This window comes from Streptomyces sp. a15, from assembly GCF_059026085.1.
Map to the genome: position 1 here is coordinate 1 of NZ_JBWLKM010000007.1, position 21,845 is coordinate 21,845.

19 protein-coding genes and 1 pseudogene are annotated in these 21,845 nt (G+C 71.0%); 6 read left to right on the forward strand and 14 right to left on the reverse strand.

The window, feature by feature from the left end; genetic code table 11:
• Nucleotides 1–96 precede the first annotated feature (96 nt).
• The 3 genes from AC5P09_RS10130 to AC5P09_RS10140 all read right to left on the reverse strand — a co-directional run bounded on the left by AC5P09_RS10130 (nucleotide 97) and on the right by AC5P09_RS10140 (nucleotide 5,082).
• Nucleotides 97–1,797, reverse strand: coding sequence for a BCCT family transporter (locus AC5P09_RS10130; RefSeq protein WP_493873524.1), 1,701 nt, complete (start codon nucleotides 1,795–1,797; stop codon nucleotides 97–99).
• Between the two features lie 88 nt (nucleotides 1,798–1,885).
• Nucleotides 1,886–3,130: a M14 family metallopeptidase gene (locus AC5P09_RS10135; RefSeq protein WP_493873525.1), complete on the reverse strand. Its 1,245-nt coding sequence runs from the start codon at nucleotides 3,128–3,130 to the stop codon at nucleotides 1,886–1,888.
• Nucleotides 3,127–5,082 carry a Xaa-Pro dipeptidyl-peptidase gene (locus AC5P09_RS10140; protein WP_493873526.1) on the reverse strand — a complete coding sequence of 652 codons (1,956 nt, stop codon included), beginning with the start codon at nucleotides 5,080–5,082 and terminating at the stop codon, nucleotides 3,127–3,129. The genes AC5P09_RS10135 and AC5P09_RS10140 overlap by 4 nt, the downstream gene beginning before the upstream one ends.
• Before the next feature lie 197 nt (nucleotides 5,083–5,279).
• On the opposite strand from AC5P09_RS10140, the gene AC5P09_RS10145 reads away from it, so the two are divergent.
• Both AC5P09_RS10145 and AC5P09_RS10150 read left to right on the forward strand, forming a co-directional pair.
• Entirely contained in the window at nucleotides 5,280–6,791 is a 1,512-nt protein-coding gene (locus AC5P09_RS10145) for a M1 family metallopeptidase (RefSeq protein WP_493873527.1), read from the forward strand.
• A 36-nt stretch (nucleotides 6,792–6,827) separates the two neighbouring features.
• Nucleotides 6,828–7,772 carry an arginase family protein gene (locus AC5P09_RS10150; RefSeq protein ID WP_493873528.1) on the forward strand — a complete coding sequence of 315 codons (945 nt, stop codon included), beginning with the start codon at nucleotides 6,828–6,830 and terminating at the stop codon, nucleotides 7,770–7,772.
• 11 nt (nucleotides 7,773–7,783) lie between these two features.
• Here the strand turns inward: AC5P09_RS10150 and AC5P09_RS10155 are convergent, their stop codons facing one another.
• Nucleotides 7,784–8,275, reverse strand: coding sequence for a macro domain-containing protein (locus AC5P09_RS10155; RefSeq protein ID WP_493873529.1), 492 nt, complete (start codon nucleotides 8,273–8,275; stop codon nucleotides 7,784–7,786).
• 39 nt (nucleotides 8,276–8,314) lie between these two features.
• Nucleotides 8,315–9,796 carry an amino acid permease gene (locus tag AC5P09_RS10160; RefSeq protein WP_493873530.1) on the reverse strand — a complete coding sequence of 494 codons (1,482 nt, stop codon included), beginning with the start codon at nucleotides 9,794–9,796 and terminating at the stop codon, nucleotides 8,315–8,317.
• 249 nt (nucleotides 9,797–10,045) lie between these two features.
• Here AC5P09_RS10160 and AC5P09_RS10165 point away from each other — a divergent pair, with 249 nt between their 5' ends.
• Nucleotides 10,046–10,747: a MerR family transcriptional regulator gene (locus AC5P09_RS10165; protein ID WP_493873531.1), complete on the forward strand. Its 702-nt coding sequence runs from the start codon at nucleotides 10,046–10,048 to the stop codon at nucleotides 10,745–10,747.
• A gap of 75 nt (nucleotides 10,748–10,822) precedes the next feature.
• On the opposite strand, the gene AC5P09_RS10170 is transcribed toward AC5P09_RS10165, so the two are convergent.
• The 5 genes from AC5P09_RS10170 to AC5P09_RS10190 form a co-directional block, all read right to left on the reverse strand.
• Nucleotides 10,823–13,012: a 3-hydroxyacyl-CoA dehydrogenase NAD-binding domain-containing protein gene (locus AC5P09_RS10170; protein ID WP_493873532.1), complete on the reverse strand. Its 2,190-nt coding sequence runs from the start codon at nucleotides 13,010–13,012 to the stop codon at nucleotides 10,823–10,825.
• Between the two features lie 70 nt (nucleotides 13,013–13,082).
• Nucleotides 13,083–14,297: an acetyl-CoA C-acetyltransferase gene (locus AC5P09_RS10175; RefSeq protein WP_493873533.1), complete on the reverse strand. Its 1,215-nt coding sequence runs from the start codon at nucleotides 14,295–14,297 to the stop codon at nucleotides 13,083–13,085.
• 20 nt (nucleotides 14,298–14,317) lie between these two features.
• On the reverse strand, nucleotides 14,318–15,460 hold the full coding sequence (locus AC5P09_RS10180; protein WP_493873534.1) for an acyl-CoA dehydrogenase family protein: 1,143 nt from the start codon (nucleotides 15,458–15,460) through the stop codon (nucleotides 14,318–14,320).
• Entirely contained in the window at nucleotides 15,457–16,587 is a 1,131-nt protein-coding gene (locus AC5P09_RS10185) for a CaiB/BaiF CoA transferase family protein (RefSeq protein ID WP_493873535.1), read from the reverse strand. Before AC5P09_RS10185 ends, AC5P09_RS10180 begins: the two co-directional genes overlap by 4 nt.
• A gap of 116 nt (nucleotides 16,588–16,703) precedes the next feature.
• Nucleotides 16,704–17,084, reverse strand: coding sequence for an MmcQ/YjbR family DNA-binding protein (locus AC5P09_RS10190; protein WP_493873691.1), 381 nt, complete (start codon nucleotides 17,082–17,084; stop codon nucleotides 16,704–16,706).
• A 93-nt stretch (nucleotides 17,085–17,177) separates the two neighbouring features.
• On the opposite strand from AC5P09_RS10190, the gene AC5P09_RS10195 reads away from it, so the two are divergent.
• Nucleotides 17,178–18,356, forward strand: coding sequence for a saccharopine dehydrogenase family protein (locus tag AC5P09_RS10195; RefSeq protein WP_493873536.1), 1,179 nt, complete (start codon nucleotides 17,178–17,180; stop codon nucleotides 18,354–18,356).
• A gap of 7 nt (nucleotides 18,357–18,363) precedes the next feature.
• Here the strand turns inward: AC5P09_RS10195 and mmpA are convergent, their stop codons facing one another.
• Nucleotides 18,364–18,510 (reverse strand): morphogenic membrane protein MmpA, encoded by a 147-nt coding sequence (gene mmpA, locus AC5P09_RS10200; RefSeq protein ID WP_307678520.1) that lies wholly within the window; start codon nucleotides 18,508–18,510, stop codon nucleotides 18,364–18,366.
• Between the two features lie 120 nt (nucleotides 18,511–18,630).
• A complete protein-coding gene (locus AC5P09_RS10205) occupies nucleotides 18,631–19,320 on the reverse strand; it encodes an endonuclease V (protein WP_493873537.1) in 690 nt (229 codons plus the stop codon).
• 49 nt (nucleotides 19,321–19,369) lie between these two features.
• Between AC5P09_RS10205 and AC5P09_RS10210 the strand changes: the two are divergent.
• A pseudogene (locus AC5P09_RS10210) lies at nucleotides 19,370–19,665 on the forward strand (YciI family protein).
• A 3-nt stretch (nucleotides 19,666–19,668) separates the two neighbouring features.
• Here AC5P09_RS10210 and AC5P09_RS10215 read toward each other — a convergent pair.
• Together AC5P09_RS10215 and AC5P09_RS10220 are read right to left on the reverse strand one after the other, a co-directional pair.
• Nucleotides 19,669–19,998, reverse strand: a complete 330-nt coding sequence (locus AC5P09_RS10215) for a plasmid stabilization protein (protein WP_493873538.1) — start codon at nucleotides 19,996–19,998, stop codon at nucleotides 19,669–19,671.
• Between the two features lie 71 nt (nucleotides 19,999–20,069).
• Complete coding sequence (locus tag AC5P09_RS10220) at nucleotides 20,070–21,182, reverse strand: WD40/YVTN/BNR-like repeat-containing protein (RefSeq protein ID WP_493873539.1); 1,113 nt, start codon at nucleotides 21,180–21,182, stop codon at nucleotides 20,070–20,072.
• Between the two features lie 243 nt (nucleotides 21,183–21,425).
• Here AC5P09_RS10220 and ssgD point away from each other — a divergent pair, with 243 nt between their 5' ends.
• Nucleotides 21,426–21,842 carry a spore wall synthesis regulator SsgD gene (ssgD, locus tag AC5P09_RS10225; protein WP_493873540.1) on the forward strand — a complete coding sequence of 139 codons (417 nt, stop codon included), beginning with the start codon at nucleotides 21,426–21,428 and terminating at the stop codon, nucleotides 21,840–21,842.
• Nucleotides 21,843–21,845: the final 3 nt, after the last annotated feature.

The window sequence follows — 21,845 nt, forward strand, 5'->3', positions numbered from 1 at the left end:
GGGCCTTCCGTCCGGCACACCGAGAGCACGCACCGGACACCGCGGGCACCGCACAGGACTTTCGAAACACCCCCTAGAGCCTCTGCGCGAGCGTGCTCAGCCGTGGTCGTGGCCGAGTGGGTCGCCCACCGTCTCGGTGCCCGACCCGGGGCCGACCCTGATCTCGAACTCTCCGTCGTACCTCTTGTGGCCCTCGATCACGGCGAGTTCGACGGCCTCGGAGGCCATCTCGCCGCGCACGATGACCGGGTCCTGGCGCAGATCGCGCATGAGGGCGACGCACATGCCGATCATCACGAGGACGAAGGGCGCGGCGGCCAGGATCGTGAGGTTCTGCAGCCCGGTGAGCGCGTCGCCCTGGCCGCTGCCGACGAGCAGCATGATGGCGGCGACAGCTCCGGTCACCACACCCCAGAACACCACGACCAGTCGGCCCGGCTCCAGCGCGCCCTTCTGGGAGAGCGTACCCATCACGATGGACGCGGCGTCGGCGCCGGAGACGAAGAAGATACCGACGAGGATCATCACGAGCAGACTGGTGACGGTCGCGATCGGGAACTCCTGCAGGACGCCGAAAAGCTGTCCCTCGGGGGTCGCCTCGCCGCCGAGCGCGCCGCCCTCCTTCAGCTTCATCGCCGTACCGCCGAAGACCGCGAACCAGACGAGGCTGACGGTGCTGGGCACGAGGATGACGCCGCCGACGAACTGCCGGATGGTGCGGCCCCGGCTGATGCGGGCGATGAACATGCCGACGAAGGGGGTCCAGGAGATCCACCATGCCCAGTAGAAGACGGTCCAGCTGCCGAGCCAGTCCGCGACGCCCGCGCCGGCACTGGCCTCGGTGCGGCCGGCGAGTTGCGGCAGATCACCGAGGTAGGAGAAGACGGAGGTGGGCAGCAGGTCGAGAACGATGATCGTGGGGCCCGCGACGAACACGAAGAGGGCGAGCAGGAGGGCCAGCATCATGTTGATGTTGGACAGCCACTGGATGCCCCGCTCGATGCCGGAGACCGCCGAGGCGACGAAGGCCAGGGTCAGCACGGCGATGATCGCGACGAGCAGGCCGGTACTCACGTCGTCCATCCAGTCCAGCTCCTGGAAACCGGAACCGATCTGGAGCGCGCCCAGGCCCAGTGAGGCCGCGGATCCGAAGACGGTGGCGATGATCGCGAGGATGTCGATCACCCGGCCCGGGATGCCGTTAGCGTGCTTCTCGCCGATGAGCGGCGTGAAGACCGCGCTGATGGTCTGGCGCCGGCGTTTGCGGAAGGTGCTGTAGGCGATACCCAGACCGACCACCGCGTAGATCGCCCAGGGGTGCAGCGTCCAGTGGAACAGCGTGGTGGCCATCGCCGTCTCCATCCGTTCGGCGGAGTCGGCGGGGCTGGTGCCCGGCGGTGCGGTCGTGTAATGCGAGAGAGGTTCGCTCACGCCGTAGAACATCAGGCCGATGCCCATGCCGGCGCTGAACATCATCGCGACCCAGGACACCGTGCGGAACTCGGGCTCCTCGCCCTCCGCGCCGAGGTGGATCCGGCCGTAGCGGCTGACCGCGAGCCACAGCGCGAAGACGACGAAGCACGAGGCCGCCAGTATGAAGCCCCAGCCGCCGTTGTGGATCAGGCTGTTGAGCATCTTCGTGGAGGCGCTCTCCAGCGAGTCCGTCGCCACCGCGCCCCAGAGCACGAAGGCCACGGTGATGACAGCGGCGACGCCGAACACCACTCGGTCCGTTTGGTGGCCGGAAACGTCCGAAGGACCTTCCCGGCCTCCCCTCTTCTTCAGGTCTTCCGTCATTTGCGGCATCTTCCCCGGTAAGCCCGCGGGTACGCATGTTCCGCACGCGCCCTAGGACCTGCCACAAGTGCCGTGTATCTCCCCCGCTTCAGCAGTCGGTGTCGGGCTCCCCGACCGTGAGGTGGTACGGGGCGCGTTCGTCGAGGAGCAGCGGGACGAGGGCGCGCAGGGGCTGGCGGAGCGGGACGTAGGTGCCCTTCGTTCTCACTCCGTGCAGGGCGAGTTCGTCGCGCACCTCCGCGTACTGGTCGGCGGTGAGCCGGTAGCCGCAGGGCGGGTCCGGGATCACCTCGGCCGGTTCGGGCGGGTCGTTGTCGGCGCCGCCGACGTAGACGGGGCCGGTGTCGGCGTAGCCCGCGAGCCGGGCCGCGTTCGTCGCCGCCTCGACCTGCGCCCGGCGCTCGCCGGTGAACCCGAACAGCCCCTTCAGGGCAGCGAGTTGGGAGTCCACCCGGCGTTTGTTGTTGACGGCCTCCCCGACGTCCGTCAGCGGCTCGACCCGGCTTTCGATGAGCAGGCCCAGCGAGTGCTTGATTCCGGACATGTTCCGCAGGATGCGTTCCTGACCGTCGCCGGCGACCTGCCGGATCGGTTCACCGGTGACGGGGTCGGTCCAGATGCCGTACGTACCGGTCGTGTACCCGGCGCTCTGCGCGGCGGGGCGTACGTACGCCCGGGACAGGGTCTCGGCCTCGTCGTGGACGGCCGCGGCGGTGTTGAGGTTGCGCGGCCACAGGTCGAAGAGGTCCTTGTCGTAGTACGGCGGCGTGGCGCCGTACTCGTGCAAGTCGTAGATGACGTCGGGCCGTTGGTCTCGAATGACGGCGGCCAGGGCGCGGCCCTCGGCCGTCTGCAGGGCGAGGTGGTCGCGGTTGACATCGACGCCGTCGCTGTTGCCGCGGGTGTCGGCGGCGCGGCCGTCGGGGTTGGCGGTGGGGACGACGAGGACGGTGGTGCGGTCCAGGAAGCGGCGGGTCGGCCCGTCCTGCGCGTACGCCAGGTCGCGCACCGTGGTGAGGCAGGCCTCGCGGCCGGACGGTTCGTCGCCGTGCTGGCTGCACACGAGCAGCACCTTGTTCGGGGCGTTCCGCGCGCCGACCTGGACGAGTTGGACCGGGCGGCCCTGTTTCGTCGTACCGATGGAGGCGACCGAGACGCGGCTGCTCGCCCGGTCGACGGCCGCCAGGAAGTCCTGCTCCTCGGACTCCCCGGTCCAGCGGGCGCCGTTCGACTCCTCGAAGCCGGTGCGGGGCGGGGTGTGTGTGGCCTCGGCCGGGGTCGCGATCAGGGATGCGGCCAGGGCGGCCGTCACGAGTGTCAGGGTGCGGATCACCGGGCTCCCTCCGGGACGCGCTGGGCGGTGCGCGGTGCCTGGACCCCGTCGAGGGGCGTGGCCTCGGGGGCGGCGGACGCGGAGCCCGCGGTGGCGCGCGCGAACGCGGCCGCGCCGCCGACGAGCGGGACGCGGGCGGACGTACGGGACAGGTCGACCGTCAGGGTGGGGGTGGTGGACGGCGGGTCGATGAGGTCCTTGTCCGTGCCCGCGACGATCAGTGCGAGGCGGTGGCCTGCCGGGACGACGTGGTCGGTGGCCCCGAGGTCGAGGGTGATGGTGTACGCCTTGCCCGGGGTGAGCGGGACGCCCTTCGAGTCGGAGGCGTGATTGCCGAGGTCGGCCCAGCCGCGGCTGACGACCGTGTAGTCCACGTCGGTGGTCTTCGCCTGTGTCTCCCTGAAGCAGGAGCTGTCGCCCGTGGTGCTCACGCCCCAGCAGGTGCGGTCGCTTAGCGTGCTGATGCCCTCGCCGCTCGCCGCGTAGTCGCGGATCGTGTCGGGGCCCAGGTCGACCAGGACGGCGGACAGGTGGGCCGTCGACGTGGTCGGGGTCGCGGTGACGGTGACCTTGGAGGAGCCGGAGACGCGCAGGTCGCGGGTGAGCGGCCCGGTCACGAAGCCCGCCTTGTCGGGGGTCGACGTGTCGATCTGCGCCGCCCAGTCGGTCTCGCTCAACTGCGGGTTGTCGGTGAACGTCTCCGTGCCGCTGCCCTTGCGCAGGCCGAGCGTGCCGACGCCCTCCTGGCTGCCCTCGGCGGGGCGCAGGGTGGTGGTGTCGGTGCCGCGCGGCGGCCAGGCCTTCGAGGTGACCCACTGGTCGGGATGGCGTTCGATGTCGGCCATGGGCTCGCGGTCGATGCCGTTGTCGTAGCCGAGGAGTTCGTGGTCGAACCAGCGGTGCAGGGTGTCGACCCAGGCGGTGCGGCGGAAGTCGAAGGGATCGACGTGGCCGGTCTGGGAGAGCCAGATCTTGCGCTCGACGCCGTTCTTTGCGAGGGCGTCCCACCACGGACCGACGTGCTGCATACGGACGTTGAGGTCCTGGAGGCCGTGGATCAGAAAGACGCTGGCCTTCACCTTGGAGGCGGCCTTGACGTAGTCGCGCTCGCTCCACAGCGGGGTCCGGTCGCCGGTGCGCGGGGCTCCGGCGACGAGTTCCTGCTGGACGGCGGCGCACTTGGCGCGGGCGTCGGGGCTGTCGACGTAGTTGGACAGCCAGTCGGGGCCCGAGTCATAGAGCGGGGCGCCCTTGGAGAAGTAGTAGTCGTACCAGGTGGAGATGGCGCTGATCGGGACGATGGTCTTGAGTCCCTTGACTCCGGTGGCGGCGAGGCCGTTGGCGATGGTGCCGTCCCAGCTCTTGCCGATCATGCCGGTCTTGCCGTTCGTCCAGCTCGCCTTGGCGGTGGTGGTGCCGGTGCGGCTGGTGTAGGCCCTGGCGCGGCCGTTCAGCCAGTTGACGACGGCCTTCGCGGACTGGATGTCGGAGCGTCCGCCGACGTCCACACAACCGTCGGAGCGGTTGGTTCCGGCGAGGTCGACGCCGACGAAGGCGTAGCCGCGGGGCACGAAGTAGTTGTCGTAGAACAGCGGCATCTGGACGACGTTGCCCGCGGCGTCGTACGTCTTCTTCTGGCTCTCGTTGCCGCGTCCGCAGCAGGAGTAGTACGGGCTGGCGTCCATGATCACAGGTATCTTGCGGCCCTGTTGGGCGGGTTCGCGCGGCCGGACGATGTCGACGGCGACGCGGTCCGACTTCCCGTCGCTGTCGCCGTCGAGTCCGGTGTCCACCCAGACGGCCTCGCGGACGGCGTTCTCGTACGAGTAGACAGGTCTGCTCTCCTGTGGGGCGGCGTGGGCGGCCATCGGGGTGACGAGGGCTGCCACCAGGGCGGCGACGGCGGCCGTGGCGAGCGATCTCCAGGTCGTGAAGCGCATGCGTATCGGCATGCGCGGACGGTACATCGGTCAACTCCCGTGCAGAAGAGGGCAACCGGACAGGCGAGAGGCGCATGAGGCCTCCGGAGCCGTGGGTTCATGAGGGCCGAATGGCATTCATGTGACAGCGGTGGCCGTGGACATACCCGGGTCCACAGGGAATCAATAGCCTTCGAACTGACCTCGTGCCCCTACGACTTGGAGCTTTTGTGCACCGCAGAATCACCGCGCCGGGCGCACTCGCGTCGGCCACCCTGTTGCTGGCGATCCCGGCATCGGCCGCAAGTCACTCCCCTGGTGCGCCGGGCATCGGCGACCCCTACTACCCGGACTACGGCAACGGCGGATACGACGTCTCCCACTACGACCTGCGGCTGAAGTACCAGCCGTCCACGGACGAGTTGGAGGGCACGGCGACCCTGCTGGCCCGCACCACCCAGGATCTGTCGCGGTTCAATCTGGACTTCCTGCTGGACGTGAGCGAGGTGCGGGTCAACGGCGCGAAGGCGTCGCTGGCGACCTCCGGCGAGCACGAGCTGGAGATCACCCCGAAGACCCCGCTCGCGAAGGGCACCGACATCACCGTCGTGGTGCGCTACCGCGGTGTGCCGTCGTCGAAACAGGCGTACGGCTTCACCAGCTGGCACCGCACTCCGGACGGCGGTGTCGGGGCGAACGAGCCCGAGGCGGCCTGGTGGTGGTTCCCCAGCAACGACCATCCGCTCGACAAGGCCACCTACGACGTGTCCGTGCTGGTGCCGGACGGCACCCAGGCCATCTCCAACGGCACGCTCCAGTCGACGAGTTCACGCGCCGGCTGGACCCGCTACAACTGGCGGTCCAACAAGCCGCAGGCCACCTATCTCGCGACCCTGGCGGTCGGCAGGTTCGACGTCACGACCGGCACGACCGAGAGCGGCATCCCGGTCGTCAACGCCTACAGCAAGGACCTCGGCGACAACTACGGCGCGGCGCGGGCGAGCATCGAGCGGACAGGGGAGATCGCGGACTGGCTGACCGGCTATTTCGGGCCGTATCCGTTCAACGCGCTCGGCGGGTACGTGCCGAACACCGACACCGGGTACGCGCTGGAGACACAGACCCGGCCCTTCTACAGCCCGCGCCAGTTCGCGGCCGGGACGAACACCTCCGTGGTCGTGCACGAGCTGGCCCACCAGTGGTACGGCGATCTCGTGTCCGTCGCCGGCTGGAAGGACATCTGGGTCAACGAGGGCTTCGCGCGGTACGCCCAGTGGCTGTGGTCCGAGCACGAGGGCGAGGGGACGGCACAGGAACTCGCCGACTACGTGTACGCCTCGCATCCGGCCGACGACCCGTTCTGGACGGTGAAGCCCGGGGATCCGGGGCCGGAGAACCAGTTCCACCTCGCCGTCTACGACCGTGGTGCGCTGGCTCTGCAGGCCTTGCGCAACGAGATCGGTGACGAGGCGTTCTTCGCGATCCTGAAGGGCTGGCCGCAGAAGTACGCGCACGGCAACGCGTCGGTCGCCGACTTCCAGAAGTACGCCGAGCAGGTGTCCGGCAAGCCGTTGGCCGCGTTGTTCGACACGTGGCTGTTCCAGCCGGTGAAGCCGGCGGCGCCCGCGGCGCGGGACGCCTCCCTGGCCCAGTCCGCGGCGGCTCCCGTACAGCCGAGGCCGAGGTCGTGGAAGAAGATCGCGGCGACGAACGACGTGCACGAGCACGAGCACGCTCACTGAGGGGCCCCGTTCTGCCCGGCGGTCTACGGTTGGCTCATGCGCCGGACGCGTGAGCCGGCCGGCGCCGCCGGACTGACGGAGGTGTCGGACGTGCGGAACGTGGCGGTCATCGAGGCGCCGTCCGTGCTGGGGCTGCGGCCGACCGGTGTCGAGGAGCTGCCGCGGGCGCTGCTCGGGGCCGGGCTGGCCGAGGGGCTGGGGGCGGTGCGGGCGGGCCGGGTCGAGCCGCCCGCGTACGACTCGCGGCGGGACCCGGACACCGGGGTCCTCAACCCGGACGGCATCGCGGCGTACTCCCTCGCGCTGGCCGACGCGGTGGGCGGTGTCCTCAACCACGGCTGGTTCCCGGTGGTCCTGGGCGGTGACTGCAGTGTCCTGCTCGGCAGTCTGCTCGCGCTGCACCGCCGGGGTCGCCACGGTCTGCTCTTCCTCGACGGGCACACCGACTTCTACCAGCCCGCGGCGGAGCCGGCCGGCGAGGTGGCCTCCATGGAGCTCGCCCTGGCCACCGGCCGCGGGCCGGACGTCCTGGCCGATCTGGAGGGCCGGGGGCCGCTGGTGCGGGACGAGGACGTGGTCGCCCTCGGCTTCCGGGACGCGGAGGAGTCCGCGGCGGCCGGGATGCAGCCGCTGCCGGCCGAGCTGCACGCGATGGACCTGTACGACGTGCGTGCCCTCGGCGTGGACCGGGCGGCAGGCAGTGCGGTCGACCTGCTCGCGGTGGACCGCCCGGGCGGTGCCGACGGCTACTGGATCCATCTCGACGCCGACGTGCTGGACGACGCGATCATGCCCGCGGTCGACTACCGCCTGCCCGACGGGCTGACCTGGCAGGAGCTGGAGACCGTGCTGCGGACCGCGCTGTCCGGCCCGGGAGCCGTCGGCTTCGAGGTCACGATCTTCAATCCCCGGCTGGATCCGGACGGGAGCATCGCGGCACGCCTCACCGAGTGTCTGGTACGGGCGTTCCGGGCCGCCTGACGGGGGCTCGGTCAGTCCCCGTGGTCGTACACCGTCACCGCGATGTCCCGCTTCGCCAGCCGCTCGGTGACCAGGGGCTCGACCCGGGACCACTTGCCTCCGGCCAGGCCGCACCCTATGCGGGGCATGTGCACGGAGGCGCCGAGCTCGGCCGCCTTGTCGGCCACCCTGCCCAGCGCCGCGTCGATCGCCTCGTACCGCACGGGCACGCCCTTGCTGCCCGTGCGTGTGCCCGTGCGTGTCCCCCGCTGACCGACCATGTTGGCCACCCACACATATCGTTCCACCTGCACGAACTGGACCGCGCCCAGACCGAAGTCGTTCGCCGCGCGGTCACGGTGCCAGGCCCGGAACGCCGCCTCCGGCTCCGGCCAGCGCCGCGAGACGGCGAGGACGAAACCCTTCCCCCAGCCCCCGATGTCGTTGCAGACATGGGCGATCAGCTTGACGCCCTTGACCGACGGAACGGTGGCGTCACCCCGGACGTACGTGATCTCCGACATGACGCCACCGTAGAGGCCGCCACTGACAGTGGCCCCTCGTTATTCGGTGAACCCCGATTCGGTGAACCCCGCCGGCTCCTGGTCCGCCGCCCTGGCGACCCTGCGCCGGATCCCGAACCAGCCGCCCACCAGCAGGACCGCGATCACCGGGATGAGCAGCAGTGTCCTGCGGCCGACCTCGGGGTCGTTCGCCATCATGCCGAGGCAGGCGAGCAGGAAGGCGATCGTGGTGATCTCCGTGACCGGGCTGCCGGGCAGGCGGAAGGAGGGGCGGGCCACGAGGCCGGCCCGCGCGCGGCGGACGAAGACCAGGTGGCAGACCATGATGATCACCCAGGTGCTGATGATGCCGAGGGAGGCGACGTTCAGCACGATCTCGAAGGCCTGGCTCGGCACGAGGAAGTTGAGGCCGACGCCGAGGACGCAGACCGCGCAGGTCAGCAGGATGCCGCCGTAGGGAACCTGGCTGCGGTTCATGCGGGCGGTGAACTTCGGGGCCGAGCCCGCCATCGCCATGGAGCGCAGGATGCGGCCCGTGGAGTACAGGCCGGAGTTCAACGACGACATCGCGGCCGTCAGCATCACCAGGTTCATCACGTCGCCCGCCGCCGGTACACCGATCTTCGACAGGACCGTGACGAAGGGGCTCTCGCCGGCCGAGTAGACCGAGCCGGGCAGCAGCAGGGCCAGGAGGACGACCGAGCCGACGTAGAACAGGCCCACCCGCCACATGATCGAGTTCACCGCGCGCGGGACGACCTTCTCCGGCTCGGCGGTCTCGCCCGCGGCGACGCCGACCAGCTCCAGAGCGGCGTACGCGAAGATCACGCCCTGCATGACGAGGACGACGGGCATCAGGCCGTGCGGGAGGACGCCCCCGTTGTCGGTGATCACGCCCAAGCCGGGTGTCCCACCGCCCACTTCGTGCCGGGTGGCCAGCAGGAAGATGCCGATCAGCATGAAGCCGACGAGGGTGGCGACCTTGATGATCGCGAACCAGAACTCCATCTCGCCGAAGTACTTCACCGAGATCAGGTTCACCGCCAGGACCACCGCGAGGGCGATCAGCGCCAGCGTCCACTGCGGGATGTCGGTGAACAGGCTCCAGTAGTGCGTGTAGAGGGCGATCGCGGTGATGTCGGCGATGCCGGTCGTCGACCAGTTGAGGAAGTACATCCAGCCGGCGACGTAGGCGCCCTTCTCGCCGAGGAACTCCCGCGCGTACGACACGAAGGAACCGGACGACGGGCGGTAGAGGACCAGCTCGCCGAGGGCCCGGACGACGAAGAAGGCGAAGACGCCGCAGACGAGGTAGGCGAGTGCGAGCGCCGGGCCCGCGTCGTGCAGGCGGCCGCCGGCTCCCAGGAAGAGTCCGGTGCCGATCGCGCCGCCGATGGCGATCATGTTGACGTGACGGGCCTTGAGGTCCTTGCTGTAGCCGGCGTCGCCCGCGTCCACGGGCGTCGTGGCCGCCCCGGTGCGGGAGCCGGTCTGTGCCGATTTCACGGCGTCCTTGCTCACGGGTGGTTCCACTCTCTGGTGCGCCCCGGCGGGTTCCGCTCGGGTGTCCGGACGTGATGCGGCCCGTGCCGGTCGGTTTGCCGCTCGGTTTGCCGCTCGGTGAACAAGGCACAGGCCGAGGGGTCGCCTGCCCCGGAACGCACCTCACACGCGGTGGCACATGTCACATAGGTGCACATCGCACACAGTTGGGCCCAGAGGGCGCCCAAGAGGTTTCACACCATTGGTGAGACAGCGATACTGCTGCACATGACGACCGACACCACAGCTGCCGGGGAGCCGACCCTCACTATCGACGAGCTGGCCGCGCGGGCGGGTGTCACGGTCCGCACGGTCCGCTTCTACGGCACCAAGGGTCTGCTGCCCCCGCCGGTGATCGGTGCGCGGCGGGTCGGTCACTACGGCCGGGAGCACCTCGCGCGGCTCGCGCTGATCGAGGAGTTGCAGCAACAGGGCATGACGCTGGCGGCCATCGAGCGCTATCTGCAGCAGCTGCCGCCGGACCTGAGCGCGCACGACCTCGCCATCCACCGGGCCGTGGTCACCTCCTGGGCGCCGGACACGGTGGAGACGCTGTCGCGGGAGGAACTTCGGCGGCGGGCGGGGCGGGAGCTGGACGACGGGGACATGGCGCGGCTCACCGCGATGGGCGTGGTCCGGGCGGACGGCGACTCCTACCGCGTCGACCTGGGCCTGCTCCGGCTCGGCGTCCAGCTGCTCGACGTACCGCTGTCGCAGGAGGCGATCCTGGCGTCCCGGAACGTCCTCGTCGAGCACTCGCGCGCGGCTGCCCACGAGCTGGCGGAGCTCTTCCGCGGCGAGGTGTCGGAGCGGGACGCGCAGGATGTGCGGTCGCTGTCCGCGCACATGCATCCGCTGGTCGTGCAGGCGCTGCTGACCACCTTCCAGCGGTCCCTCAGGGAGGAGCTGCGGGAGTGGGCGACGGAGTGACGTGGACACCTCCGCGCGCTTCCCGCCCCGTCCCAGGGGGCGGCGGGGGCGAGAATCGCCGCCCGCCGCCAGACATCACCCGTCCCCGAACCGCTCCCCCTTCTCCGCCTTCTCCACCAGCAGCGCGGGCGGCGCGAACCGCTCCCCGTACCGCTCGGCCAGCTCACGCGCGCGTGCCACGAAGCCCGGCAGCCCGCCTTCGTAGCCGTTGATGTACTGCAGGACACCCCCCGTCCATCCCGGGAAGCCGATGCCGAAGATGGAACCGATGTTGGCGTCCGCGACGGACGTCAGGACGCCCTCCTCCAGGAGCTTCACCGTGTCGAGCGCCTCGGAGAAGAGCATGCGTTCCTGCATGTCTTTGAAAGGCACAGTCTCGAAGGGGATCTCCGCGTCCTTGCGCGTGAAGTGCTCCCGCAGCCCCGGCCACAGGCCGGTCCGCGCACCGTCCTCCCCGTACTCGTAGAAGCCCGCTCCCCCACTGCGACCGGTGCGGCCGAACTCGTCGACCATGCGGTCGATGACGGCCTCGGCCGGGTGGGCCGTCCAGGTGCCGCCCGCTTCCTCCACGGCCCGCCTGGTCTCGCCTCGGATCTTGCGCGGGAGCGTGAGCGTCAGCTCGTCCATCAGGGACAGCACCTTGGCCGGGTAGCCGGCCTGCGCCGCCGCCTGTTCGACCGACGCGGGCTCGATGCCCTCGCCGACCATGGCCACGCCCTCGTTGAGGAAGTGCCCGATGACGCGTGAGGTGAAGAAGCCGCGCGAGTCGTTGACGACGATCGGCGTCTTCTTGATCTGCCGGACCAGGTCGAAGGCGCGGGCGAGGGCCTCCTCGCCGGTGCGCTCGCCCTTGATGATCTCGACGAGCGGCATCTTGTCGACGGGCGAGAAGAAGTGCAGCCCGATGAAGTCGGCCTGGCGCTCGACGCCTTCGGCGAGGGCGGTGATGGGGAGGGTGGAGGTGTTGGAGCACAGCAGCGCGTCCGGCTCGACGAGGTGCTGGATCTCCTGGAACACCTTGTGCTTGAGCGAGGTGTCCTCGAAGACGGCCTCGATGACGGCGTCGCAGCCCGCGAGGTCGGAAGGGTCGGCGGTGGGCGTGATGCGGGCGAGCAGCGCGTCCGCCTTCTCCCGCGTCGTGCGGCCCCGGGAGACGGCCTTGGCGCACAGCTTCTCGGAGTAGCCCTTGCCCTTGAGGGCCGCTTCGGGAGAGACGTCCTTGAGGACGACGTCGATGCCGGCGCGGGCGCACGAGTAGGCGATGCCCGCACCCATCATCCCGGCACCGAGGACGGCGACCTTGCGGACCGGGCGCGGCTCGATGCCCTTGGGGCGGTTCGCGCCGGAGTTGACGGCCTGGAGGTCGAAGAAGAACGCCTGGATCATGTTCTTCGAGGTCTGCCCGGCGGCCAGCTCCACGAAGTAGCGGGCCTCGATGACCTGGGCGGTCTCGAAGTCGACCTGGGAGCCCTCGACAGCGGTCGCGAGGATGTTGCGCGGCGCTGGGTAGGGCGCACCGGCCGTCTGCTTGCGCAGGGTGGCGGGGAAGGCGGGCAGGTTCGCCGCGAACTTGGGGTGGGCGGGCGTACCGCCGGGGATCCGGTAGCCCGGCTTGTCCCAGGGCTGCTGCGAGGCGGGGTTGGCTTCGATGAAGGCGCGGGCCTTGGCGAGGAGTTCATCCTGGGTGGCGGCCACGTCGTCGACGAGACCGTTCTCCAGGGCGCGCTGGGGGCTGTACTGGGTGCCCTGGAGGAGGACCTTGAGGAGCGCGTCGGCGATGCCGAGCAGGCGGACGGTGCGGACGACGCCGCCGCCTCCCGGGAGCAGGCCGAGGGTGACCTCGGGGCAGCCGATCTTGGAGCCGGGGGCGTCGAGGGCGATGCGGTGGTGGCAGGCCAGGGCGATCTCGTAGCCGCCGCCCAGGGCCGCGCCGTTCATGGCGGCGACGACCGGCTTGCCCAGGGTCTCGATGCGGCGCAGGTCGCGCTTGATGGCCATGCCACCGTCGAAGAGTTCCCGCGCGGTCTCGGGGGTGACGCGGATGAGGTCGCGCAGGTCGCCGCCGGCGAAGAAGGTCTTCTTGGCGGAGGTGATGATGATGCCGCGGATGGTGTCCTTCTCGGCCTCCAAGCGGTCGGTGATCACCGCGAGGGAGTCGCGGAACGCCTGGTTCATGGTGTTCGCGGACTGGTCCGGGTCGTCGAGGACGAGGGTGACGACGCCGGTGCGGTCCTGTTCCCAGCGGATGGTGGTGCTCTGTGTCATGACAGGGTCTCCGTAGAGGTCTCTTGGATCCGGATCAGAGGTCTCCTGGGTCCGGATTTCCGCCGGGGATTCAGATGCGTTCGACGATCGTGGCGATGCCCATGCCGCCGCCCACGCAGAGGGTGGCGAGGCCGTAGCGCTTGTCCTGGCGCTCCAGTTCGTCGACGAGCGTGCCGAGGATCATGGCGCCGGTGGCGCCGAGCGGGTGGCCCAGCGCGATGGCTCCGCCGTTGACGTTGACCTTGTCAAGGGACAGGCCCATGTCCCGCGCGTAGCGCAGGACGACGGCCGCGAAGGCCTCGTTGATCTCGACGAGGTCGATGTCATCGATGGTCAGCCCGGCCTTGGCGAGGGCCTTGCGGGTGGCGGGGGCGGGGCCGGTGAGCATGATGGTGGGCTCGGAGCCGGAGACGGCGGCGGAGACGATCCGCGCGCGCGGGGTGAGCCCGTAGCGGTCACCGACCTCCTTGGAGCCGATCGCGACCAGCGACGCGCCGTCCACGATGCCGGAGGAGTTGCCCGCGTGGTGGACGTGGTCGATCTTCTCCACCCAGTGGTACTTCTGCAGGGCCACGGCGTCGAAGCCGCCGAGGTCGCCGATGTCGGCGAAGGACGGCTTCAGCTTGCCGAGGGAGTCGGCGGTCGTCCCCGGGCGCAGGTGCTCGTCGTGGTCGAGGACTACGAGGCCGCTGCGGTCCCTGACCGGGACGACGGACCGGTCGAAGCGGCCCTCCTTCCAGGCGGTCGCCGCCCGCTCCTGCGAGAGCGCCGCGTACTCGTCGACGTCCCGGCGGGAGAAGCCCTCGATGGTGGCGATGAGGTCCGCGCCGATGCCCTGCGGCACGAAGTTGGTGGCGAGGTTCGTCATCGGGTCGTTGAACCAGGCGCCGCCGTCCGAGGCCATCGGCACCCGGGACATCGACTCGACGCCGCCCGCGAGGACGAGGTCCTCCCAGCCGGAACGCACCTTGGCGGCGGCCATGTTGACGGCCTCCAGACCCGAGGCACAGAAGCGGTTCTCCTGGACGCCCGCCACCGTGTCCGGCAGTCCCGCGGCGACGGCGGCGATCCGGGCGATGTCGGAGCCCTGGTCGCCGACCGGGCCGACGACGCCGAGCACGATGTCGTCGACCGCGGCCGGGTCGAGGCCCGGGAAGCGGTCGCGGATCTCGTGGATGAGCCCGACGACCAGGTCGATGGGCTTCGTGCCGTGCAGGGCGCCGTTCGCCTTGCCGCGGCCGCGCGGGGTGCGGATCGCGTCGTACACGTACGCTTCGGTGCTCACATCAAGCCTTTCGGGGAGGGTCAGCCCAGCAGGGATCGGCCGATGATCTCCTTCATGATCTCGGTGGTCCCGCCGTAGATGGTCTGGATACGCCCGTCGGTGAAGGCCCGGGCGACGGGATGGTCGGTCATGTAGCCGTAGCCGCCGTGGAGTTGGAGGCAGCGGTCGGCGACCCGCTTCTGCAGCTCGGTCGCCCACCACTTGGCCATGGAGGCGTGCACGGCGTCGAGTCCGCCGCTGGAGTGCTCCTCGATGCAGCGGTCGAGGAACGCCCGCGTGACGGCGCACTCGGTGGCCATCTCGGCCATCTCGAAGCGGATGTGCTGCTTGGTCGCCAGGGGCCGGCCGAAGGCCTCGCGTTCCTTGACGTACTCCGTGGTGATCTCCAGCAGGTGCTCGGCGGCGGCGATCGCGGCGACGGCGATGCTCAGGCGCTCCTGGGCGAGGTTCGTCATCAGGTGCACGAAGGCGCCGTGGAGCTCGCCGAGGAGGTTCTCCTTGGGCACGCGCACGTCGTGGAAGAACAACTCGGCCGTGTCCTGCGCCTTCTGGCCGATCTTGTCGAGGTTGCGGCCGCGCTCGAAGCCCTCCATGCCGCGTTCGACGACGAGCAGCGACAGGCCGTGCGCGCCGCCCTCCGGTGTCGTCTTCGCCACGACGATCACCAGGTCGGCCAGGATGCCGTTCGAGATGAACGTCTTGGAGCCGTTGAGCAGCCAGTGATCGCCCCGGTCCTCGGCGTGGGTGCGGATGCCCTGGAGGTCGGATCCGGCGCCGGGCTCGGTCATGGCGATGGCGGTGATCAGTGTGCCGTCGCAGAAGCCGGGCAGCCAGCGCCGCTTCTGTTCCTCGGTGGCCAGGCCGGTCAGGTACGGGCCGATGATGTCGTTGTGCAGGCCGAGGGCGAGCCCTGGGGCGCCCGCGCGGGTGAACTCCTCGGCGAGGACGGCGCTGTAGCGGAAGTCGGCGGTGCCGCCGCCTCCGTACTCCTCGTCCACGGCGAGCCCGAGCAGGCCCTGCTTGCCGGCCGCCCGCCAGGCCTCGCGGGAGACGATGCCGTCCTTCTCCCACTGTTCGTAGTACGGCAGCACCTCCCTGGCCAGGAAGCTGCGCACGGTCCCGCGGAACACGTCGTGCTCGGGGGCGAAGATCTGCCGCTTCATCCGAGGCCCTTCAGGAGGTCGGGTACGTCCCAGTCGCGTGCCACGTCCACGGTGTCGGCGCCCGGCTGAGCAGGGCCGGTGCGGACCTCCGTCGGGGTGGCGGAGAAGCGGGGTGCGGGGGCGGGCTGGGTGATGCCGTCGTGGTCGGTGAAGGTGCCGCGGGCGGCCAGGTGCGGGTGCTGCGGGGCCTCGCGCAGGGTCAGTACGGGCGCCACGCAGGCGTCGGAACCCTCGAAGACGGCCGTCCACTCATCCCGGGTGCGGGATGTGAAGCGGGCGGCGACGGCCTCGCGCAGCTCGCCCCAGCGGGTCCAGTCCTTGCGGGCCCCGGTGTGCTCCTCGAGGCCGAGCAGGCTCAGGAACTCCTCGTAGAACTGCCGCTCCAGGGCGCCCACGGCCATGTACTTCCCGTCGGCGGTCTCGTAGGTGCCGTAGTAGGGGCAGCCGCCGTCGAGGAGGTTGGCGCCGCGCCGGTCCTGCCAGCCGCCGGCGGCGAGCATGCCGTGGATCATCGCGGAGAGGTGGGCCGTGCCGTCGACGATGGCGGCGTCGACGACCTGCCCGGTGCCGGTCGCGCGGGCGTGGTGCAGGGCGGCGAGGACGCCGACGACGAGGTACAGGGAGCCGCCCGCGTAGTCCCCGAGCAGGTTGGCCGGGACGGCGGGCGGCCGGGACGGTTCGCCGATCATGCCGAGGGTGCCGGTGAGCGCGATGTACGCGATGTCGTGCCCGGCGCGCGGGGCGAGGGGGCCTTCCTGGCCCCAGCCGGTCATCCGGCCGTAGACGAGCTTCGGGTTGCGGGCGTGGCAGTCCTCGGGGCCGACGCCGAGGCGCTCGGCGACCCCGGGGCGGTAGCCCTCGACGAGGACGTCGGCGCGGGCGGCGAGGTCGAGGACACGGGCGGGACCGTCGGGTGCCTTGAGGTCGACGATCACCGAGCGCTTGTTGCGGTTGGTGACGTCGAACTCCGGGTCGACGGCGAGCCCGGACCCACCGGGCCGGTCCACACACACCACGTCGGCGCCCAGATCGGCCAGGAGCATGGCGGCGAACGGGCCGGGCCCGATCCCGGCCAGCTCGACCACGCGTACGCCGGAGAGCGGGCCCGGCCTCGGCGTCGTTGCCATGCAGCCCCCAAAGGTATGACACAAGCGATGTAACACCAGTGATGCTAAGAACGCCGCCCAACGGGCACAAGACCTGGAGAGCAAGCGCTTAGTCGGATTGTGCCCCGTGGACCGGCTCAGCGACCGTCGAGCTCGGCTATGAGCCGCTTCGGCGCGATCGTGCGGTAGCTCTCCTCCACCCAGTCGCACAGCACTTCGGCGGCCGGGGCGCCCCGCGGCTCCAGCGGGACGCTCACCCAGCCGGACTTCCCGAGGCCGTACCCGGCGGGTTCGGCGCCGGGGCAGGTCAGCGCGTGGGCGTGGGCGGCCTCGTCCTTGAGCTTCACCGTGACGCCCAGCGGGTAGCTGCCGTCGTCGACACCGAGGAAGGCGAACACCTTCTTGTTGACCTTGGCGACGGTCTCGCCCCAGGGGAACTCCTCCGTGGCACCCGGCATCCCGAGAGCGAACTCGCGCACTTTCTCCCACTTCTTCAGGGCGTTCTTCGGCACGGCCACCTGCACACCTCCGGCCTCGTCGGCGGGCTCCGCACTCCTCACGCTAGCCTCGGCCACCGACAACGGCGCGTGCGGCGAAACCGAAGAGGTGTCATGAGCAGGCTGAACAGGACGGATCGTCCCTACGACATCGTGCTCTTCGGAGCCACCGGCTTCGTGGGCACGCTCACCGCCGAGTACCTGGCCGCGCACGCTCCAGAGGGGCTGCGCTGGGCGATCGCCGGCCGCAGCGAGGAGAAGCTCCACCGGCTGCGGGAGGGGCTGCCCGGCGGCTCGGCGGTCGGGGTGCTGAGGGCCGACGTGTCGGATCCGGCCTCGCTGCGTGAACTCGCGGAGCACGCGCGCGTGGTGGCCACCACGGTCGGCCCCTATGTGACCCACGGCGAGGAACTCGTCGCCGCCTGCGCGGACTCCGGAGCGGACTACCTGGACCTCACCGGTGAGCCGGAGTTCGTGGACCTGATGTACGTCCGCCATGACGCACGCGCGAGAGAGACGGGCGCCCGGCTGGTCCACGCGTGCGGTTTCGACTCGGTGCCGCACGACCTGGGGGCGTACTTCACCGTCCGGCAGCTCCCGGAGGGCGTACCCCTGAAGGTCGACGGATTCGTGACCGCGGACGCGACCTTCTCGGGCGGCACCTTCGCCTCGGCGCTCAACCAGTTCGCGCGCGGACGGCAGATGCTGGCCGCCGCCCGGGACCGCGGCCGGCACGAGCCGCGCCTGGTGGGCCGGCGTGTCTGCGCTCCGACCGGCGCACCACGGTTCGCCCCGGAGGTCGGCGCCTGGGCGCTGCCCCTGCCGACGATCGACGCGCAGATCGTCCGGCGGTCCGCGCAGGCGCTGGAGCGGTACGGCCCGGACTTCCGCTACCGCGAGTACGCGGCGGTACGGCACCTGCCGGTCGCGGTGGGCGGGGTGGCGGCCGTGGGCGCGCTGATCGCGGCGGCCCAACTGCCGCCCGCGCGGCGCTGGTTGTCCGACCGGCTCAAGCCCGGGGAGGGGCCCGGCCCGGAGAAGCGGGCGAAGAGCTGGTTCAAGGTCCGTTTCGTCGGCGAGGGCGGCGGCCGGCGGGTGTACACGGAGGTCGCGGGCGGCGACCCCGGGTACGGCGAGACGGCGAAGATCTTCGCCGAGGCGGCACTGTGCCTGGCCTTCGACGACCTCCCGCCGACCGCCGGTCAGGTCACCACGGCGGTCGCGATGGGCGACGCGCTGACCGAGCGGCTGCGGCGGGCCGGGATCACCTTCCGGGTGGCCGGGAGCCGGTGAGCGGGCCCTACAGCGGCCACTGGGCGACGGTGTAGATCATGCCGACGATCCAGCCGAGCCCCGCGAGGGTGGCGAGGACGAGCGCGGCGGTCACGGCACGCTCGACGGGGCGGTCGGGGTCGGCGAGGGGCTTCGGGGAACGGTGCGAGGTCATGCGCCACAGCCTGCCGAGCGGACCGCCGGCCCACATCCGTACAGGTACTCAGACGACGTACTCAGGAGCAGTACTCAGAGCAGCAGCAGAGCAGTACGCAGACGCAGTCCTCGCGCCTCCTCAGGGAGTTGCTTCCCGCAGCGCCCGTCGGCACAGCGCGTCCGCCCTGCGCGTGGTCTCCGGCAGCCGGTACTCGGGGGTCAGCGCGAGGGTGTGGGCGCAGGCGTTGTCGAGGCCCACGGGGTGACCGACCGAGACGAAGACCGGCTTGACGCCCGCGCGGGTGCGCAGGGCGCGGCCGACCTCCTCGGTGCCCGCGAGCAGGGGGGCCGTACTGCCGCGTGCGGTGCCCGGGTCGTCGTAGGTGAAGGTGAAGGGGTTCTTGGCGACCCCGATGGTGGGCAGCCCGGTGAGGACGCCGAGGTGGCTGGCGAGGCCGAAGCGGCGCGGGTGGGCGAGGCCGTAGCCGTCGCACACGACCAGGCCGGGCGGGCAGGGCAGGGCGTCGAGGGCCGCGAGGACCGTGGGGATCTCGCGGAAGGCGAGCAGGCCGGGCACGTACGGGAAGGAGATCCGGCCGACGGCCGTGGCCTCGGCGACGACGTCGAGACTCGCCGCGTCCAGCACCACGGCGGCGGCCGCGACGACATCGTGCTCGTCGTCGTAGGCCACGTCTACGCCGGTCACATGGCCCGTGCCGGGCGGCGGTCCCGGCTCGTCGAGCACCACGCGCCCGCGCAACTCGTCCTGGACCGCGCGGGCCTGCTCCTCGGTCGCGGGCCAGTCGGGGGGAGTTCCTACCGTCGTCATGATGGGACGAGCCTACGGCCCGTCCCCCGGACGGCGTAGCCTCGCGATCATGTTCGTACTGGAGCTGACCTACACCGCCCCGCTCGATGCCGTCGACGCCGTGTTGGAGGCGCATGTCGCCTGGCTCGACGGGCTGTACGAGCAGGGGGTCTTCCTGGCGTCCGGGCCCAAGAATCCCCGCGAGGGCGGGTGATCCTCGCCGTCGCGGGGAACCGGGCGTGGATCGAGGGGATCGCCGCGGGCGATCCCTTCGTCACCGCCGGGGTGTGCGAGTACCGCATCGCCGAGTTCGCCGCGACGAAGACGGCACCGGGGCTGGAGCGGTTCCGGGAGACGCCGGCCTGAGGCTCAGCTCTTGCCGCCCAGCGCCCGCTGCAGCTGGCTCTTGTTCATGTCCGAACGGCCCTTGATGCCCCGCTGCTTGGCCTCCTGGTAGAGCTGGTCGTAGGTGGGCCCCTCGGAGCCCTTGCCGGACCGCTGGCCGCCCCGCTTGCCGGACGACATGTCCTGGGTCGAGGTACGGCTGGCGGTCTTCGACTCGCCGGACCGTGCGCGTTCCTTGTTCACCGTCCGAGCGGCGATCTCCTTGGCGCGTCCCTTGCTCTCGCCCCGGTCCTCGGCGCTCTCCTTGATGTGCTCGTACTGGCGCTCCCGCTTGGAGCTCGAACCACGTGGCATGTCCGCTCACTCCTTTCCCGTTCGGGGAACGGGTACCCGCATTCCGGACCTATGCGGCACACCCTGCGGACTCAGCTCTCCAGACGGGCGACGCGCCCCTGTTCCCCGGCCGCCCAGCACCCCAGGTCGGGCGTGCAGTCCACGGTGTCGTACGAGCCCGTGTCCACCGTCCGCCAGGTGCGGCCGCCGTCCGTCGTCAGGTCCGTGCCGGTGGGTCCGACCGCGAGGGCGGCCGTGCGGCTGTACGGGAGCCAGGCGACGCCCGAGCGGTAGGCGGGCGGCGGCTCGGCGGCGGGCCGCCAGTCGCGGCCGCCGTCGGCGGTGCGTGCCGCAGGGCCGGTGGACGTCTGGTCGGGGCGGTAGTCGCCGCCGACCGCGAGACCGTGCGTACGGTCCCGGAAGGCGAGCGCGAAGACGCCGCGGGCCGGGTCGCCCGCCGGGATCGGCGTGTCGGAGGCCGTCCAGGTCAGGCCCCGGTCGGCGGAGTGCAGCACGCGCGCGCGTGCGGCCCCGCCGGTGGCCAGCCAGACGTCCCGGGATCCGGCGGAGACCAGGCACTGGCCGCTCGCCGCGAACCCGGCCTCGCCGGGCAGCGCGGCCGGCATGCCGGCGCTGGGCAGCACCGTCCAGGAGCGGCCGCCGTCGCTCGTCGACAGGATGCGGAACTTGCCGTCGACCGGGTCGCTCATCGCGAGGCCGTGGCGGCGGTCGAAGAAGGTGAGGCAGTCGTAGAAGGCCCGCGCGTCGGTGTTGCGGAAGGACTCGGTCCAGGTCGCGCCGCCGTCGTCGGTGCGGTAGACGCGGGACGCCTCGCCCTCGCCGATGGCCAGCACCACCGCACGCCGCGCGTCGAACGCCTCGATGTCCCGGAACTGCAGCTCTTCGGCGCCGGGCGGCGAGACGTTCCGCCAGCTCGCCCCGCCGTCCGTGGTGCGCAGGACGGTGCCCTGGGTGCCGGACACCCAGGCGGTGTCCCGGCCGACGGCCGCGAGCCCCCGGAACCGCACACCGGTGCTGCCGGTGTCCTTCACCTGCCAGTGCGGTGTCCGCTGTCCGGACTCCTGCGCCTGTGCGGGTACGGCGGTCAGGGCGGCCAGCGCCGCCGCGCACGCCACCCCCGCGCCCACCGCTCGCCTCGTCCGTCCGGGCCGTCTCGTGCGTCGCGTGATCCCCAAGCGCCTCATGGCGGGCGAAGCTAGCCCACCGCCCGGGTGCCGTCCAGAGGGCGCCGACCGCCCTCCCCGGAGGCTGCGTTTGCCACAAGTGCCTTTCACACCCCAGGAGAAGAGCCTGGTCACTTCCGTGAATGAAGACGGTGACAGAGGTCACTCGACATCGGTGTGCACGGATTGGCTCATTCCGTCGTCTCTTTTCATGCCCGGCCTCATCCCCGGAAGTCCGTTCAGCCGTCACAAGGGAGCAAGGCGTTGTCCATCGTCATCGAGCAGCCCGTCGAGGCCCGGCTCGTCGCCGCCGCGCCGCGGATGCCGAGTATTCCCGCCACGCTGCACTACGACCGGCGCGACCCGTTCGCCGTCCGCATGACCTTCCCGGCCCCGGCCACCCTGGAGGGCGTGGAGGTCTGCTGGACCTTCAGCCGCGAACTCCTCACGGCCGGCCTCCGGGAGCCCGAGGGGCACGGCGATGTGCGGGTGCGGCCGTACGGCTACGACCGCACCGTCCTGGAGTTCCACGCTCCCGAGGGCACCGCCGTCGTGCACATCCGCTCGGGCGAGCTGCGCCGGTTCCTGGAGGCGACCAGTGAGCTGGTGCCGGTGGGTCTGGAGCATCTCCAGCTGGACCTGGACCACGACTTGGCGGAGCTGATGCGGGACGCCTGCTGAGCC

What these genes read in the sequence shown, in the direction of transcription:
- mmpA (WP_307678520.1), bottom strand. Translation starts at nt 18,510, where the DNA reads ATGACCTCGCACCGTTCCCCGAAGCCCCTCGCCGACCCCGACCGCCCC.
- AC5P09_RS10195 (WP_493873536.1), top strand. Translation starts at nt 17,178, where the DNA reads ATGAGCAGGCTGAACAGGACGGATCGTCCCTACGACATCGTGCTCTTC.
- AC5P09_RS10155 (WP_493873529.1), bottom strand. Translation starts at nt 8,275, where the DNA reads ATGTCGGAGATCACGTACGTCCGGGGTGACGCCACCGTTCCGTCGGTC.
- AC5P09_RS10130 (WP_493873524.1), bottom strand. Translation starts at nt 1,797, where the DNA reads ATGACGGAAGACCTGAAGAAGAGGGGAGGCCGGGAAGGTCCTTCGGAC.
- AC5P09_RS10215 (WP_493873538.1), bottom strand. Translation starts at nt 19,998, where the DNA reads ATGCCACGTGGTTCGAGCTCCAAGCGGGAGCGCCAGTACGAGCACATC.
- AC5P09_RS10185 (WP_493873535.1), bottom strand. Translation starts at nt 16,587, where the DNA reads ATGGCAACGACGCCGAGGCCGGGCCCGCTCTCCGGCGTACGCGTGGTC.
- AC5P09_RS10170 (WP_493873532.1), bottom strand. Translation starts at nt 13,012, where the DNA reads ATGACACAGAGCACCACCATCCGCTGGGAACAGGACCGCACCGGCGTC.
- AC5P09_RS10150 (WP_493873528.1), top strand. Translation starts at nt 6,828, where the DNA reads ATGCGCCGGACGCGTGAGCCGGCCGGCGCCGCCGGACTGACGGAGGTG.
- AC5P09_RS10180 (WP_493873534.1), bottom strand. Translation starts at nt 15,460, where the DNA reads ATGAAGCGGCAGATCTTCGCCCCCGAGCACGACGTGTTCCGCGGGACC.
- AC5P09_RS10165 (WP_493873531.1), top strand. Translation starts at nt 10,046, where the DNA reads ATGACGACCGACACCACAGCTGCCGGGGAGCCGACCCTCACTATCGAC.
- AC5P09_RS10220 (WP_493873539.1), bottom strand. Translation starts at nt 21,182, where the DNA reads ATGAGGCGCTTGGGGATCACGCGACGCACGAGACGGCCCGGACGGACG.
- AC5P09_RS10205 (WP_493873537.1), bottom strand. Translation starts at nt 19,320, where the DNA reads ATGACGACGGTAGGAACTCCCCCCGACTGGCCCGCGACCGAGGAGCAG.
- AC5P09_RS10140 (WP_493873526.1), bottom strand. Translation starts at nt 5,082, where the DNA reads ATGCCGATACGCATGCGCTTCACGACCTGGAGATCGCTCGCCACGGCC.